Origin of the sequence: Psychroserpens sp. AS72 (genome assembly GCF_038900375.1) — a bacterium.
In the GTDB taxonomy this organism is placed as follows: domain Bacteria; phylum Bacteroidota; class Bacteroidia; order Flavobacteriales; family Flavobacteriaceae; genus Psychroserpens.
The window spans coordinates 85,993-101,581 of sequence record NZ_JBBMRC010000008.1 but is presented as its reverse complement, the minus strand read 5'-3'; the positions used below and the strand labels follow the sequence as shown (position 1 = coordinate 101,581).

The 15,589-nt window shown below is 32.9% G+C and carries 12 protein-coding genes; 8 read left to right on the top strand and 4 right to left on the bottom strand.

Annotated elements, in window-relative coordinates:
• Positions 1 to 123 precede the first annotated feature (123 nt).
• Entirely contained in the window at positions 124 to 1,140 is a 1,017-nt protein-coding gene (locus WNY78_RS14225) for a GntG family PLP-dependent aldolase (RefSeq protein ID WP_342873878.1), read from the top strand.
• A 12-nt stretch (positions 1,141 to 1,152) separates the two neighbouring features.
• Here WNY78_RS14225 and WNY78_RS14220 read toward each other — a convergent pair whose 3' ends face one another.
• Positions 1,153 to 1,476, bottom strand: a complete 324-nt coding sequence (locus tag WNY78_RS14220; protein ID WP_342873877.1) for a YbaB/EbfC family nucleoid-associated protein — start codon at positions 1,474 to 1,476, stop codon at positions 1,153 to 1,155.
• A gap of 106 nt (positions 1,477 to 1,582) precedes the next feature.
• On the opposite strand from WNY78_RS14220, the gene WNY78_RS14215 reads away from it, so the two are divergent.
• The 3 genes from WNY78_RS14215 (at position 1,583) to WNY78_RS14205 (ending at position 6,225) form a co-directional block, all read left to right on the top strand.
• Positions 1,583 to 3,643, top strand: coding sequence for a S9 family peptidase (locus tag WNY78_RS14215; protein ID WP_342873938.1), 2,061 nt, complete (start codon positions 1,583 to 1,585; stop codon positions 3,641 to 3,643).
• A gap of 73 nt (positions 3,644 to 3,716) precedes the next feature.
• The gene (locus WNY78_RS14210) at positions 3,717 to 4,754 is read left to right on the top strand and encodes a cysteine synthase family protein (protein ID WP_342873876.1); all 1,038 of its coding nucleotides are present in this window, start codon (positions 3,717 to 3,719) and stop codon (positions 4,752 to 4,754) included.
• Positions 4,755 to 4,965: 211 nt separating this feature from the next.
• A complete protein-coding gene (locus WNY78_RS14205) occupies positions 4,966 to 6,225 on the top strand; it encodes an aminotransferase class I/II-fold pyridoxal phosphate-dependent enzyme (protein WP_342873875.1) in 1,260 nt (419 codons plus the stop codon).
• A gap of 55 nt (positions 6,226 to 6,280) precedes the next feature.
• On the opposite strand, the gene WNY78_RS14200 is transcribed toward WNY78_RS14205, so the two are convergent.
• The 3 genes from WNY78_RS14200 to WNY78_RS14190 are packed head-to-tail and all read right to left on the bottom strand — an operon-like array spanning position 6,281 to position 9,709.
• The gene (locus tag WNY78_RS14200) at positions 6,281 to 7,564 is read right to left on the bottom strand and encodes an APC family permease (RefSeq protein WP_342873874.1); all 1,284 of its coding nucleotides are present in this window, start codon (positions 7,562 to 7,564) and stop codon (positions 6,281 to 6,283) included.
• Between the two features lie 27 nt (positions 7,565 to 7,591).
• Complete coding sequence (locus WNY78_RS14195; protein WP_342873873.1) at positions 7,592 to 8,710, bottom strand: GTP cyclohydrolase; 1,119 nt, start codon at positions 8,708 to 8,710, stop codon at positions 7,592 to 7,594.
• A gap of 9 nt (positions 8,711 to 8,719) precedes the next feature.
• Entirely contained in the window at positions 8,720 to 9,709 is a 990-nt protein-coding gene (locus tag WNY78_RS14190) for a transporter (RefSeq protein ID WP_342873872.1), read from the bottom strand.
• Between the two features lie 102 nt (positions 9,710 to 9,811).
• On the opposite strand from WNY78_RS14190, the gene WNY78_RS14185 reads away from it, so the two are divergent.
• From WNY78_RS14185 to WNY78_RS14170, 4 genes are all read left to right on the top strand, one after another.
• Positions 9,812 to 10,093, top strand: coding sequence for a DUF4834 family protein (locus tag WNY78_RS14185; RefSeq protein WP_342873871.1), 282 nt, complete (start codon positions 9,812 to 9,814; stop codon positions 10,091 to 10,093).
• A 132-nt stretch (positions 10,094 to 10,225) separates the two neighbouring features.
• The gene (locus WNY78_RS14180) at positions 10,226 to 12,652 is read left to right on the top strand and encodes a YfhO family protein (RefSeq protein ID WP_342873870.1); all 2,427 of its coding nucleotides are present in this window, start codon (positions 10,226 to 10,228) and stop codon (positions 12,650 to 12,652) included.
• A 76-nt stretch (positions 12,653 to 12,728) separates the two neighbouring features.
• Entirely contained in the window at positions 12,729 to 14,009 is a 1,281-nt protein-coding gene (locus tag WNY78_RS14175; protein ID WP_342873869.1) for a glycosyltransferase family 4 protein, read from the top strand.
• On the top strand, positions 14,009 to 15,466 hold the full coding sequence (locus WNY78_RS14170; RefSeq protein ID WP_342873868.1) for a polysaccharide biosynthesis C-terminal domain-containing protein: 1,458 nt from the start codon (positions 14,009 to 14,011) through the stop codon (positions 15,464 to 15,466). Before WNY78_RS14175 ends, WNY78_RS14170 begins: the two co-directional genes overlap by 1 nt.
• The last annotated feature ends 123 nt before the right edge of the window (positions 15,467 to 15,589 follow it).

Below are 15,589 nucleotides of genomic sequence, written 5' to 3'. Positions count from 1 at the left end.
GTGTCAGGCTGATCGTGGTCACTGAGTGTAGTCGAAGTGCAGTTGAAGCCTACTAAAATATGTTTAACTAAAAAAGATTCCCGATGTCATGGGAAATAGATACTGAATAAATTCAGCATAAATATGATTATAGATTTAAGAAGCGATACAGTTACAAAGCCAACAAAAGGAATGTTGGAAGCTATGATGACTGCTGAGGTAGGAGACGATGTATTTCAAGAAGATCCAACAGTTAATGCCTTAGAAAAACGATTAGCAGAAATGTTTGGCAAACCTAGAGCTTTGTTCTTTCCTTCAGGAAGTATGGCAAATCAAACCGCTTTAAACTTACACACAAATCCAGGAGAGCAAGTCATTTGCGATAAATATGCTCATATCTACAATTATGAAGCTGGAGGAGCTTCATTTAATAGTGGGATTTCATGCCATTTACTAGATGGACACAGAGGTATGTTTACTGCTGCTCAAGTTAAAGACGCTATTAATCCAGATGCGTTTTATTACAGTCAAACCACATTAGTAGAAGTTGAAAATACAACGAATAAAGGAGGAGGAGCGTGCTGGGATTTTGAAGAACTAAAAAAAATAAAAACTATTTGTACGAATCATGATTTAGGATATCACTTAGATGGTGCGCGACTTTGGAATGCTTTGGTGGCAAAACAAGAAACAACACAACAGTATGGAGATCTTTTTGATACGATTTCTGTATGTTTTAGTAAAGGTTTAGGTTGTCCTATCGGTTCAGTGTTGATTGGTGATGAAGCAATAATGAAAAATGCTATAAGAGTACGAAAGGTCTTAGGCGGTAATATGAGGCAAGTTGGCTATTTGGCTGCTGCAGGATTATATGCTTTAGATCATCATATTGAACGATTAGGCGACGACCATAATAGAGCTAAAGAGATTGGTAAAGTTCTAGAAGACTTATCCATCATCCGAAAAGTAGAGCCAATAGAAACCAACATCGTTATTTTTGAGTTAGAATCTCATGTTGATGAAAGCGAGTTTATCAACCAATTAGCAGATAAGCAAATTAAAATTATTGGTATGGGAAGCAATAAATTACGTATGGTCACACATCTGGATTATACAGATGTGATGCATGAACGTTTGTTGGAGGTTTTAAATGAGTTTTAGTTAAAAACTATTCTATTTAAACAAATCCATTCCAGGAATATTTGGCATTCCTTCTTTAGCAACAGCAGCAACTTCAGTTTCATGAACTGTTGTCGCACGAGCTATCGCTTTATTAATAGTTAGAATTAAATAATCTTCAAGCATATCTTTATCTTGTAATAACTCATCATCAATGTCAATAGATTTAATCGTACGATTTGCTGAAATAGTTACTTTTACTTTTTCGTCATGACTTTTCATATCGATTAAAACAGTGTGTAATCGCTCTTTCGTTTCTTCTACTTTTTTTTGAGCTTCTTTGAGTTTGCCCATCATTCCCATCATATCTCCAAACATAAAATTGTGTATTAAAAATTATTAATTGAGTTCAAACACAAAATTACTAAATTGCAAGGCTTTTAAAAAGAAAAATGCTATCGCATTAGTTTCCGAAGATATATATATGAAGAAAACCATTGAAGCTCCTGTAGCTAGAATAATTCCGAAGGAATTAAAAAAACATAATGACTTAAGAACAGATAATTATTTTTGGCTCAATCAACGAGATGACCAAAATGTTTTAGATTACCTTAATGCAGAGAATGATTATTACGAGCAAGAAACTGCTCACACCAAAGACTTAGAGACATCGCTTTTTGAGGAGATGAAAGCTAGAATTAAGGAAGATGATTCTTCTGTGCCTTATAAATATAATGGGTATTGGTACATTGTTAGATATGAAAAAGGAAAGGGCTATCCAATTTATACGCGTAGAAAAGAATCTTTAGAAGCTGAGGAAGAATTGCTTTTTGATTGTAATGAAATGGCCGAAGGTCATGCTTATTTTAGGTTAGTTGGGTTAAGTGTGAGTCCAGATAATACCATGATTACTTTTGGTATGGATCTTACAGGAAGACGACAATACACATTGCAAATTAAGAGTTTGATTACTAATGAAGTGTTCTCAGATGCTATAGAAAACACAACAGGTTCGTCTACTTGGGCAAATGATAATACGACATTGTTCTACGCTAAAAAGGACGAACAAACCTTAAGATCTAATGAGATTTATAAGCATAAAATTGGAGATTCTGAAGATCAAGATGTTTTAGTATTTACAGAAGAAGATGATATGTTTGGCGCAGCAGTTTATAAAACGAAGTCAAGAAAATATATAATTATTGCGTGTTACAGCACATTAACAAATGAGTTTCATTTTCTCAATGCAGATACTCCAGATACTAGTTTTAAACTATTTCAACGTCGTATTCGCGGATTAGAATACAGTATTTCACATTTTGAAGATCAGTTTTACATCCTCACAAATAAAGATAAAGCGACCAACTTTAAACTCATGAAAACTTCAGAAACAAAAACTGGAATAGACAATTGGGTTGAGGTTATTGCACATCGTGATGAGGTATTACTTGAAGATATTGAAATTTTTAAGGACTATTTAGTGATTAGTGAGCGTGCAAATGGTTTAAATCAAATTAGAATTACGCGTTGGGATAAAACCCAAGACTATTATTTGCCATTTGATAATGAAACCTATACAGCAAATGCAGGAACTAATGTTGATTTTGATACCGAAATTTTAAGATTTAGTTACCATTCGCTTACTAGTCCAGCTTCGGTTATTGATTTCAATATGCGAACTAAGGAGAGAGAAATAAAAAAAGAACAGGAGGTTTTAGACCCAAAGTTTGATAAAGATAATTACACGTCAGAACGAATTTGGGCAACAGCTCAAGATGGAACAAAAATTCCAATGTCGTTAGTAAGACGCAAAGACACTAAACTAGATGGCAATGCACCATTGCTTCAATATGCCTACGGAAGTTATGGGTCTACAATAGATCCTTATTTTTCAACAATACGATTGAGTTTGTTAGATCGAGGTTTCATTTATGTGATTGCTCATATAAGAGGTAGTGAATATTTAGGTAGAGATTGGTATGAAAACGGAAAGCTTTTACAAAAGAAAAACACATTCACAGATTTTATAGATTGCTCAAGGTATTTAATTGATAACAACTACACTTCTGCAGCACATTTATATGCAATGGGTGGAAGTGCAGGTGGTTTATTAATGGGAGTTATTCTAAATGAAGCACCACAGTTATATAATGGTATTATTGCGCAAGTCCCATTTGTTGATGTTATGACTACAATGCTTGATGATACCATTCCTTTAACAACAGGAGAATATGATGAATGGGGAAATCCAAATGATAAAGACTATTACGATTATATGAAAAGTTATTCACCATATGATAATGTGAAGGCTCAAGATTATCCGCACCTTTTAGTAACTGCTGGTTTAAACGATTCTCAAGTGCAATATTGGGAACCTGCAAAGTGGGTGGCAAAGCTTAGAACTCTTAAACAAAATGATACTAAATTGTTTTTCAATATTAATATGGATGCTGGTCATGGAGGCGCTTCCGGAAGATTTGAATCCTTAAAAGAAGATGCTCAGGAATATGCATTTTTATTGGATTTGGAAGGTATTTTGGACTAATTCAAAAAAATATCGTAATTTTGCAAGGTTATACGTTTCAGATTTAAAAGTAGGAAACTGATAAATAGCATTTATGAAAAAAGACATTCAAGTATTTGATAACGTTTTACAATTAATAGGTAAAACTCCCCTCATCAAATTAAATAAAATGACTGAAGGTTTTGAAGGCGACTTCTTTGCAAAAGTAGAAGCATTTAATCCAGGTCATTCGTCAAAAGACAGAATTGCACTTCACATTATTGAAGAAGCCGAAAGAAAAGGCATCTTATCTCCTGGAGATACTATTATAGAAACAACATCTGGTAATACAGGTTTTAGTATTGCTATGGTAAGTATCATTAAAGGTTATGAGTGTATTTTGGCTGTAAGTTCAAAATCATCTGCAGATAAGATTGATATGCTTAAGTCAATGGGAGCACAAGTTTATGTGTGTCCAGCCAATGTTAAAGCAGACGATCCTCGTTCATATTATCAAGTAGCAAAACGCTTGCATGATGAAATAAAAGGTTCTGTATATATCAATCAGTATTTTAATGAGCTTAATTTAGATGCTCATTACCATTCAACTGGTCCAGAAATTTGGCAACAAACAGAAGGGCAAATCACACATTTAGTGGCTTGTAGCGGAACAGGAGGAACAATCTCAGGAATTTCTAAATACCTAAAAGAGCAAAACCCTAACGTTAAAGTGATTGGTGTTGATGCTTATGGTTCTGTATTAAAAAAATATCATGAAACTCGCGAGTTTGATGATAAAGAGATTTACCCTTACCGTATTGAAGGTTTAGGTAAAAACTTAATACCAACAGCAACAGATTTTGATTTAATTGATACCTTTATCAAGGTTACAGATGAAGAAAGTGCACACACAGCACGTGAAATATCTAAAACTGAAGGTTTATTCGTTGGTTATACAAGTGGTGCAGCAATGCAAGCACTAAAACAACTTAATGAAGAAGGTGAATTTAAAAAAGGAGATAAAGTAGTTGTTGTTTTTCCAGATCATGGGTCTCGTTACATGAGTAAAGTGTATAGTGATAAGTGGATGGAAGATCAAGGTTTCTTTGATAGTAAGACACAAATTGCTGAAAAAATTCAGTACATAAAATAAATAGCATTTTAGATGCTTTTAAAATCCTATTACGATATTAAGTAATAGGATTTTTTGCATTTAGATTAATTATGAACATTGGTTCATAAAAATATTATGCTGTCATAATTTAATTAACTAATTTTGCATCGAGTCTGTCTTCTTGTTTTCTAAGAAAATTAAGAACCCTAGGCAAATTCTAACAACTAATATGACTAAAACTGACTTATAAATGAAGGATTTATTTGCAAAGATATATAAGGACAAAGGACCATTAGGGAAATGGGCTTCTCAAGCAGAAGGTTATTTTGTGTTTCCAAAGCTTGAAGGTGAGATTTCTAATAGAATGAAATTTCAAGGTAAAGAAGTTATTACTTGGAGTATTAATGACTATTTAGGATTGGCAAACCATCCTGAAGTTCGTAAAGTAGATGCAGAAGCTGCAGCACAATATGGATCCGCTTATCCAATGGGTGCACGTATGATGTCTGGTCATACAGAATTACACGAACAATTACAAAACGAACTTGCTGAGTTTGTTAGCAAAGAAGCTGCTTATTTACTAAACTTTGGTTATCAAGGGATGGTATCTACTGTAGATGCTTTAGTAGCTAAAGATGATATTATTGTTTATGATGTAGATGCTCACGCTTGTATTATTGATGGTGTGCGTTTACATATGGGTAAACGTTTTACTTATAAGCACAATGATATAGAAAGCTTAGAAAAAAACTTAGAGCGTGCTACTAAAATGGCAGAGCAAACAGGTGGAGGAATTCTTGTTATTTCTGAAGGTGTCTTCGGAATGCGAGGTGAACAAGGTCGTTTAAAAGAAATTGTAGCACTTAAAAAGAAATTTAACTTCAGATTATTTGTTGATGATGCTCACGGTTTTGGAACCTTAGGAAAAACAGGAGCTGGAGCAGGAGAAGAGCAAGGTGTACAAGATGATATCGATGTGTATTTTGCAACATTTGCTAAATCTTTAGCAAGTACAGGTGCTTTTATTGCTGCAGATCAAGAAATCATTGATTACTTAAAATACAATTTACGTTCGCAAATGTTTGCTAAATCGTTACAAATGCAACTTGTTGTAGGTGCATTGAAACGTTTAGATATGTTGCGTACAATGCCAGAATTAAAAGAAAATCTTTGGAAAATCACCAATGCTTTACAATCTGGATTAAAAGAACGTGGTTTTGATATAGGAACGACAAAAAGTTGTGTAACTCCAGTATATTTAAAAGGAAGTATTCCTGAAGCTATGGCTTTAGTTCGTGATTTACGTGAAAACTATGGTATTTTCTGTTCTATCGTTGTGTATCCAGTAATCCCTAAAGGATTAATTTTATTAAGAATGATACCAACTGCAACGCATACATTACAAGATGTAACTGATACGCTTGATGCTTTTGATGCGATTAGAACACGTTTAGAAAACGGAACATACAAACGCTTATCTGCTTCAGTAATGGCTGCAATGGGTGAGTAATTTGATTATAATATAAAGATTTAAAAAATCCGATTCAAATATGAATCGGATTTTTTTATTTAGTTTTCTTTTCAGTGTTTTTGTAAAAGTATTCTATTATAAAGCACAAGGCAACTATAGAAAGTGCAACGATAACACCTATTCTATTAGATTCAAATTGTTTTATAATTAATACAATTAACGATATCGTACATAAAATTAAGCCAATAGTAGGTATCCATCGTTTTGCGTTGATTTGTTTACTTAGTTTGAATCCGACATAATTAACTACTGCAAAAATGATTAAAAATCCAACACTACCAGCAGTTGAAATGCTTTCTAACTTCAAAAAATTCACAAGAATTAAGGTCGCAATAGCAGTAATGATAAGGCCAATTGGTTGATTCCAAAATTTACCCGTAAGCTCGTGAGGTAATTCGTCATCTTTAGCAATTTGATAACTCACGCGACTTCCACCGTATAATGAAGCATTTATTGCCGAGAATGTTGAAATAAGAGCAGCAACGGTCATTACAGTGAATCCTAATTTACCAAGCATTGGTTTTGCTGCTTTAGCAAGAACATATTCTTCAGCAGATTTTATGGTATCAAAAGACAATGAACCAACAGTTACAATTGAAATTATGATGTAAAGTAAAATCACAAAGCCAACTGAATAGTAATAGGCTTTTGGGATATTTATCTTCGGATTGATGATATTTGATCCTGCATTAGCGATAAGTTCAAACCCTTCATAAGCCACTAAAATAACCATTCCTGCAGTTAGAATTTGAATTGGGCTTTCCCAATTTGTAGCCGAAAGTTGTGATAAGTTAGGATTTCCGAAGAGACCATAAATCCCAATTCCGATAAACGCAATAAGGATTATAAGTTTTATAGCGACGGAATAAGATTCAATCGTAGACACCACTTTTACACTGTAATAATTGATGATTGTAGCAATAATTATGATAGCACTAGAATAAATATGAGTGTCTATTTTCACACTACCAGAAAGTTCTAAAAGATTTGGTGCGTAAGACCCAAATGCAGAAGCGTAAAGCGACAACATAATAATATAGCTAATCCAAAGAAGGTTGTTGATTGAGCCACTAAAAATGGTTTTTCCAAAACCTTCATTTATAAATTTTACTGTACCTCCATTATCAGGAAATTTGAGAGTGAGTTTTACATAAGAGTAAGAGGTTATAAAAGCTACAATACCAGCAAAAAGAAAAGCCACAGGAGTTGCGCCTTTTGATAATGATACAGCAAGACCAAGTACAGCAAAGATTCCTCCACCAACCATACCACCAATACCTATAGAAATTGCACTTTTTAAACTTATTTTGTCACTCATTGCAATTCTATTTTATCGTTATAATCTTTACAGCGATTTTTTAAACGTTTTACGTCTTCTGTACACTACAGGGAAAAAGTGTTTCCAAATCTTGTGAATAGCTTCATTGTCTTCTAACTCTGGAGTTCTGAAACAGGTTTTAATTCCTAGTTGTCTAAACGTTTCATAATATTCGTTAAAAATAACAGCATGCACACCTTTATTTTGATATTTTGGATGAATACCAATCAAATAGAAAATGACTTCTTTGCTATTCGTTTTAGCTTTTAAAATATGTCTAAATCCAAATGGAAATAACTTACCATTTGCTTTTTGAAGTGCTTTAGAAAACGCAGGCATGACAATAGCAAAACCAACAAGTTCATCGTCTTTGTCAACAACGAATTTGATGTAATCAGGATTGATAAAACTTATAAATTTCTTTTTAAAATATTCTTTCTGAATGTCTGTAATCGCAACAAAAGAAGATAATGAAGAGTAACTTTCGTTAAATAAATCAAACATCTTGTCTGCATATGGCATCACCTCAGATGTTTTAGTAAATTTAAGAGCACGTAAACTATAGCGACGTTTTATGAGTTCTTGCGCTTTTTTGAAAAATTCTGGTTTTACGTTTTCAAACGGAAATTGGCTTTCAGAATAATTTTTTTCTATTGTATAACCATGTGCTTCAAAATGGTTAACATAATAGGGATGATTATACCAAGTAATCATTGGAGCTATGGCGTCAAAACCTTCTGTTATAACACCTACCTTATCAAGGTTAGAAAACCCAACAGGACCTTCAGTATAATCAAGGTTATTCTCTTTTCCTATGCGATTGACTTCTTCCAAAAGTGCTTTAGAGACCTCTAAGTCATCAATAAAATCAAACCAACCAAAACGCATTTTCTTTTGCTTTTGATTATTAACTTCTAACCAATTAATGATAGCAGCAACACGACCAACGATTTCATTGTTTTTATAGGCTAAGAAAAAACGTGCCTCAGCATCCTCAAAAATGGGGTTTTTGTCTTTATTAAACGTTTCTAATTCTTGCTTAATAATAGGAGGAACCCAATATTGAGAATCTTTATAAAGTTTAAAAGGAAATTTTACAAATTGTTTTAATTCCTTTTTAGAATGAATTTCTTTTACTGTAATCATAGTTTAGGCTTAAAGGCTTCCGTCATCATCAAAATCATTTGCTCTTTTATTCTTGCCTTTTTTCTTTTTAGGTTTCCGTTTGTCGGCATCTTTTCTAGAATTCCCATTGTCTGTTTCTTTATCCACATGGAAATCGAAGCGGTAAGACATTCCGAAGTTAATACCAAAAACAGAAGGTGTATCCTTACTATTAAAAGTCAAAGCAGTATCTAATTGGAAATCTTTACTCCATAAATAACCACCTCCAAAACGGAATAAATTGTCTGCATAAAAATCACTTTTGATGCCTTGCGTTTCTGCAAAAATTACCCATTGCGGATTGAAAGAATGCGTAAGCGTTATGATGTATTGAAACTCTGAGTAATCTGTACCAATTCTATCCATTAATAAATTGGTTACTAAAACCCAACCTCCAGAAAAATTATTTTGAGAAGCCACCATGATTTTAGGACTAAAACCTTCAATTCCTGGAGCAGTATATGGATTATTCTTCGTGTCAAAATTTGCACCAGCATATACAGCAACTGCAGGTATTAGAGATTTCCATTTAAAAGACCTATTGGCATGATAACTATATAAATTAGGTTTTTCCTCTTCTTCACCATCTTTAGTTTTATAAGGATCATATACCAAATATTTTGCTCCAATCGTAAATTGCTTAAAATTTGAACGCTTGTCTTCTAATGAAATTGTAGAACGATTATCTGTAAACGTATCGTTTTGGTAAGTTCCTTCTATATTTAGTTCTAGCTGCTCAAAAAGGAGTCCGTAACGTGCCGTAAAATCAACACCAAATCCAGAAACTTCATATTTTAAAGGTGTATGTTTTTCATTGATAATGTATGGTCCAACTTCTACTTGTGCAACGTTTGTTCCTACGGAAAAAGCACTTTTAGAGACACCTGGTCTGTTAGAATTAATAACGTCAGTATATTGGGCAAACATAAACTGAACACAGAGAAATGTTATAAAAATAAGCCCTTTTTTTATGAGTTTCATAGGTTATCGATTAAATTCAAATATAGAGATTTTATATAATTTTTAAGTATTTATAACAGTAATTATATAGAGATAATTGTATTTTTGAATAAAATTAATTTAATGTTACAACAAGCATCATTATATGGTTTTCTTAGAACCATTCTTATTATACTTTTGGTGTGGTATGGTATTAAAATTTTGACGCGTTTATTTGCGCCATATTTAATGCGTTACATGTCAAAAAAAATGCAGCAAAAGTTTGAAGGTCAATTTGGTCAACAACAGCAACGTCAACAACCTACGCAAAAGGAAGGTGAAACTGTTATAGATAAAATACCAAATAGAAATACAACTTCTAATAAAAAAGTAGGCGAATACATCGATTACGAAGAGGTTGATTAATCTTTCAAAGTACTATCATAACGTATTATTTTTTACTTCGGAAATATTATAATTCACACATTGTAATCTTATGAAGTGGTATTTTTAAAAAAAATAACTACTTTTCAGCAACAATCCATTTAATAGCGTTTCATGCAATTTTCATTTAAAAAATTTCTACCTCATTTATTGGTTTTAGTTGGTTTTGTAGCCATTTCATTAGCGTATTTTAGTCCGGTTTTACAAGGCAAGAAAATATATCAAAGCGATATCATGCATTATATTGGTATGGCTGAACAACAAAAAGAATTTAAAGCCACTACAGGACAAGAAACCTATTGGACAAACAGTGCGTTTGGTGGAATGCCAACTTACCAATTAGGAGCAAGATATCCACATAATTATATCAAAAAATTAGATGCTGTGTTGCGTTTTTTACCACGTCCAGCAGATTATCTATTCATTTATTTCATTGGATTTTACATCTTATTACTCTGTCTTAAAGTAGATTACAAACTTGCAGCTTTAGGAGCTTTAGCCTTTGGGTTTTCCACCTATCTCATTATAATTCTAGGTGTTGGTCATAATAGTAAAGCACACGCAATAGCTTATATGCCTTTGGTTCTCGCAGGAATTGTGCTCACTTTTAGGCAAAAGTATATCGCAGGTTTTCTACTCACAGCAGTCGCCTTAGGTTTAGAAATTGGTGCCAACCATTTTCAAATGACCTATTATTTGATGTTGCTGGTTGTCGTATTAGGAATCGCTTATTTGATAGATGCTTATAGAAAAAAAATGTTGCCTCACTTTTTTAAATCGGTTGGTTTAATGGTCGTTGCGCTAATTTTAGCCATTGGTCTTAATGCTACTAATATTCTTGCAACACAAGAATATGTCAAAGAAAGCACACGTGGACAAAGTGAATTAACGATCAATCCAGATGGTTCACCAAAAGAAGTGTCTTCCGGTTTGAGTAAAGAATATATTACAGAGTACAGTTATGGAAAGTTAGAAACCTTCAACCTTTTCATTCCAAGATTTCTAGGAGGAGGAAGTGGAGAAGATGTTGGTAAAGACTCTGAGATTTACAAGTTTTTTAGAAATATAGGAGCAACTCCTGTACAAGCCTTGCAAGAATCTCAAAATGCACCTACATATTGGGGAGAACAAACCATTGTAGAAGCACCAGCTTATATAGGAGCAGTGATGATTTTCTTATTTGTATTTGCATTATTTTTAGTGAGAGGTCGCTTAAAATGGTGGCTTGTTGGTGGAACAGTATTAGCACTTTTATTATCCTACGGAAAAAATCTAGGGTTTCTAACCGATTTCTTTATTGATTATGTACCACTTTATAATAAGTTTAGAGCCGTAAGTTCAATCCAAGTGATTGTAGAATTGTGTGTGCCAGTATTGGCAATTTTCGGATTGGTAAAACTATTCAATGATTTTGATAAAGACGAGCATAAACTTAATGCACTCAAAATTTCTTTAGCAATTGTTGGAGGTTTAGCATTAATATTCTTACTCTTTAAATCTACATTCTTTGAATTTGTTGGAGCAAATGATGGTTACTACAGACAAGCGTATGGAGAATACGGTCAAGGTTATATTGATGCGCTTAGAGCAGATAGAAAAGCATTTTTTACTCAAGATACACTTCGGACATTGATATTAGTACTGCTATCTGCAGGTACGATATTTATGTTTATTAAGAAGAAAATTTCTGAAACTTTAGTCGTCGGTATTTTTGCTATTTTAATATTATTTGATCTAGTTGGTGTAGATAGACGTTATGTCAACACAGATAATTTTGTGTCTGCATATAAAGTTGATAAACCATATCAACCAAATGCTGCAGATCTAGAAATTATGGAAGACAAAGGACATTTTAGAGTCCTTGATATTTCTAATGAAGGCAGCAGAGCACCAGCCAGAGCAGCTTATTTTCATAATACATTAAGTGGTTATCACGCAGCAAAATTAAAACGCTTTGATGAGTTGTTTGATTTTCATATTTCTAGAAATAATATGAATGTCCTCAATATGCTCAATACAAAATATTTTATTGCAGAAGAACAAGGACAAGTATTTCCTTATGTTAATGAAGATGCAAATGGAAATGCGTGGTTTGTGAGTGAATTGGAGAAATTAGAATCTGCTAATGAAGAAATTAGAGCATTAGATAGTTTACAGACTTTAACCAAAGCAGTAACAACTATTTCAGAATTATCATCAAAACGTTTCAATGTCGATTCTACAGCAACAATAACTCTAACAGCACATCAACCAAATAAGTTGACCTATAAGTCATCAAACCCAAATGAAGGTTTTTCAGTGTTTTCTGAAATGTACTACGGAAACGGTTGGATAGCAACCATCGATGGAAAAGAAACACCAATTCAACGCGTAGATTATACATTAAGAGGCTTACAAATTCCTGCTGGAAATCACGATATCGAATTTAAATTTGAACCTCAAGTGGTACAAACCGGAAGTATGATTGCGCTTGGGAGTTCTGTATTATTAGGATTGTTGTTGATTGGTGGAGTTTGGTTTGGGTTTAGGAAGGAAGATTAATTGTCATTCCTGCGCAGGCAGGAATCCAGAATTAATAAAAAACTAATAGATTCCTGCCTTCGCAGGAATGACAAAAATGAGTAAAACAAAAGTACTTATCATCACATACTATTGGCCACCAGCAGGAGGTCCAGGAGTTCAGCGATGGTTGAAGTTTGTCAAATACTTACCTGAGTATGGTATTGAACCTATTGTGTATTGCCCAGAAAACCCAAGCTATCCTATTGAAGATGATAGTTTATTGAGTGAAGTTTCAAAAGATATAAAAATCCTTAAACAAGCTATTAGCGAACCTTATCGTTTTGCAAATCTATTATCAAAAAAGGATTCTAAACAGATTAGTTCTGGGGTAATTCCGAAGAAAAAAAAGCAAAGTATTATGCAACGTTTAATGTTGTATGTGAGAGGTAATTTTTTTATTCCAGATGCGAGAAAGAATTGGGTGAAACCATCAGTAGAATTTCTTTCAGATTATATTAAAGAACATAACATCAAAACCATAATTACTACTGGTCCACCACACAGTTTACATCTTATTGGTTTACAATTAAAAGCGCAACTAGGAGTGAAGTGGCTGGCAGATTTTAGAGATCCTTGGACAACCATTGGGTATCATAAACAATTGAAATTATCTAAATCTTCCGCAGAAAAACACAGAGCATTAGAGTCGCAAGTTTTACAATCTGCTGATGAGATTATCGTCACTAGTGAAAACACTAAAAAAGAATTTTTATCCAAAACAAACCACCCAATAACTGTTATTACAAATGGTTATGATGCACATAAAATTGAGCGTCCAAAAAAAGACGAAAAATTTACGCTAGCACATATTGGTTCACTATTATCTGAAAGAAACCCAAAGCAATTATGGACTGCTGTAAAAGAACTCATTGACGAGAATGAAAATTTCCGAAGTGAATTTCAATTAAAATTAATAGGCGTTGTGAGTGAAGATGTTTTGCAAACACTCAAAGAATTTCAATTAGAAGCTTACATTAATACTGTTGGTTATGTAACTCATGAGGACGCGATAAAAGCGCAAATGGCATCTCGTGTGTTGTTGATGGTTGAGATAGATTCTATAGACACTAAAGTTATTATTCCAGGTAAATTATTTGAATATATGGCTTCTGGAACTCCAATTATGGCTGTAGGTCCAAAAGAATCTGATGTAGAAACGATTTTAAAATCAACAAATACAGGTCGTTATTTTTATTACGATGACAAAGAAAAAATTAAATCACAAATTTTGTCGTATTTTGAAGCGTTTAAATCCAACACTTTAATTGTTAATGCGATTGGGTTGGAGCAGTATAGTAGAAAATCACTAACCAAAGTATTGTCTAGAATCATCTAATGGGAATCGTTCTTCATCAATCCTTAAGAAATACAATTACAACCTATTTAGGTTTTGGTTTAGGAGCTATTAGCACACTTTTTTTATACACCAATTTTATAAGTGCTGAATATTACGGACTCGTAGCTTACATACTTTCTGCAGCAAATATTATGATGCCTTTATTAGCTTTTGGTGCACACAATACGATTGTAAAATTCTATTCTACATTTAAATCTAAAAACTCACTCAATAGCTTTTTAACATTGATGTTGTTTTTACCAATTGCGCTCTCAATACCTTTGGCTTTTGTTGGTTATTTTGCATATGATACAATTGCTGATTTATTAACTACAAAAAACGAAATTGTTAGAGGCTACCTCTGGTATATTTTTCTCACTGCTTTATCCATGGCATATTTTGAGGTGTTTTATGCTTGGGTAAAAGTACAGATGCAAACAGTTTTTGGTAATTTCATGAAAGAGGTTTTTCATCGTGTAGGAGCAATGTTACTCTTATTTTTAGTCTATTTTAAACTCATAGATATTGACCAGTTTATGCTAGGCATTGTTGGAGTTTACATCTTACGAGCTTTAATTATGATGTTTTATGCGTTTAGCAGAAGACTTCCAGTGTTTAGGTTTAATAGAATAGATAAACTGAGTTCTATTTTAAAGTATTCATCGCTCATTATCATTGCAGGTTCTATTGCAACGATCATCTTAGATCTTGATAAATTTATGCTTAATAATTATATCGAAATCGAAAAAGTAGCGTATTACAGTGTTGCAGTTTTTATTGCCACAGTAATTGCAGTTCCGCAACGTGCTATGCATCAAATATTATTACCATTAACTGCTCAGTATTTGAATGATAATAATAAAGGCGCACTTAAAGATTTGTATCAGAGAAGTTCATTAACGTTATATGTCATTAGTGGTTACATATTCTTATTGATTGTTTTAAATATCAATCAACTTTATGAGATTATTCCTTCGGAATTTAGTGGTGGATTAATCGTCGTTTTCCTCATAAGTATTGCCAAGTTATACGACAACCTCTTAGGAAATAACAACGCTATATTATTTAATAGTGATTATTATAGAATGGTGCTTGTTTTTGGAGTTATCCTAGCCGTTTTGGCAGTTTTACTTAACATCATGTTAATCCCAATGTATGGAATCAATGGTGCAGGACTGGCTACGTTTATTGCTATTTTAGTTTACAATACGATTAAAATTATTTTTGTAAAGCAAAAATTTAATATGCTTCCATTTACTTCGGAAACTTTAAAAATCACAATACTCTTAATGCTTTTAGTAATTGGGTTCTACTTTTGGGAGTTTCCGTTTAATGCGTATTTAAATATTGCATTGAAGTCTATTGCAATAGGTATCGTGTATGTTTTCTTAATTTATAAATTAAATATTTCCGAAGATATTTCCGAAGCAATTCGAAAATACTTAAGGCTTAAATAATATGAGTATGATTCTTTAATCATCTAGAATAAAATCCTTCCCTTTTTGAAGGAAGGTGGATTTCGTTTTTTTAATCGAAAGACGGAAGGGTTAAAAGCTTTAAATATTTAAATCACTTCTCTT

What these genes read in the sequence shown, in the direction of transcription:
- WNY78_RS14215 (WP_342873938.1), top strand. Translation starts at nt 1,583, where the DNA reads ATGAAGAAAACCATTGAAGCTCCTGTAGCTAGAATAATTCCGAAGGAA.
- WNY78_RS14175 (WP_342873869.1), top strand. Translation starts at nt 12,729, where the DNA reads ATGAGTAAAACAAAAGTACTTATCATCACATACTATTGGCCACCAGCA.
- WNY78_RS14195 (WP_342873873.1), bottom strand. Translation starts at nt 8,710, where the DNA reads ATGATTACAGTAAAAGAAATTCATTCTAAAAAGGAATTAAAACAATTT.
- WNY78_RS14170 (WP_342873868.1), top strand. Translation starts at nt 14,009, where the DNA reads ATGGGAATCGTTCTTCATCAATCCTTAAGAAATACAATTACAACCTAT.
- WNY78_RS14225 (WP_342873878.1), top strand. Translation starts at nt 124, where the DNA reads ATGATTATAGATTTAAGAAGCGATACAGTTACAAAGCCAACAAAAGGA.
- WNY78_RS14210 (WP_342873876.1), top strand. Translation starts at nt 3,717, where the DNA reads ATGAAAAAAGACATTCAAGTATTTGATAACGTTTTACAATTAATAGGT.
- WNY78_RS14220 (WP_342873877.1), bottom strand. Translation starts at nt 1,476, where the DNA reads ATGTTTGGAGATATGATGGGAATGATGGGCAAACTCAAAGAAGCTCAA.
- WNY78_RS14200 (WP_342873874.1), bottom strand. Translation starts at nt 7,564, where the DNA reads ATGAGTGACAAAATAAGTTTAAAAAGTGCAATTTCTATAGGTATTGGT.
- WNY78_RS14180 (WP_342873870.1), top strand. Translation starts at nt 10,226, where the DNA reads ATGCAATTTTCATTTAAAAAATTTCTACCTCATTTATTGGTTTTAGTT.
- WNY78_RS14190 (WP_342873872.1), bottom strand. Translation starts at nt 9,709, where the DNA reads ATGAAACTCATAAAAAAAGGGCTTATTTTTATAACATTTCTCTGTGTT.
- WNY78_RS14205 (WP_342873875.1), top strand. Translation starts at nt 4,966, where the DNA reads ATGAAGGATTTATTTGCAAAGATATATAAGGACAAAGGACCATTAGGG.
- WNY78_RS14185 (WP_342873871.1), top strand. Translation starts at nt 9,812, where the DNA reads ATGTTACAACAAGCATCATTATATGGTTTTCTTAGAACCATTCTTATT.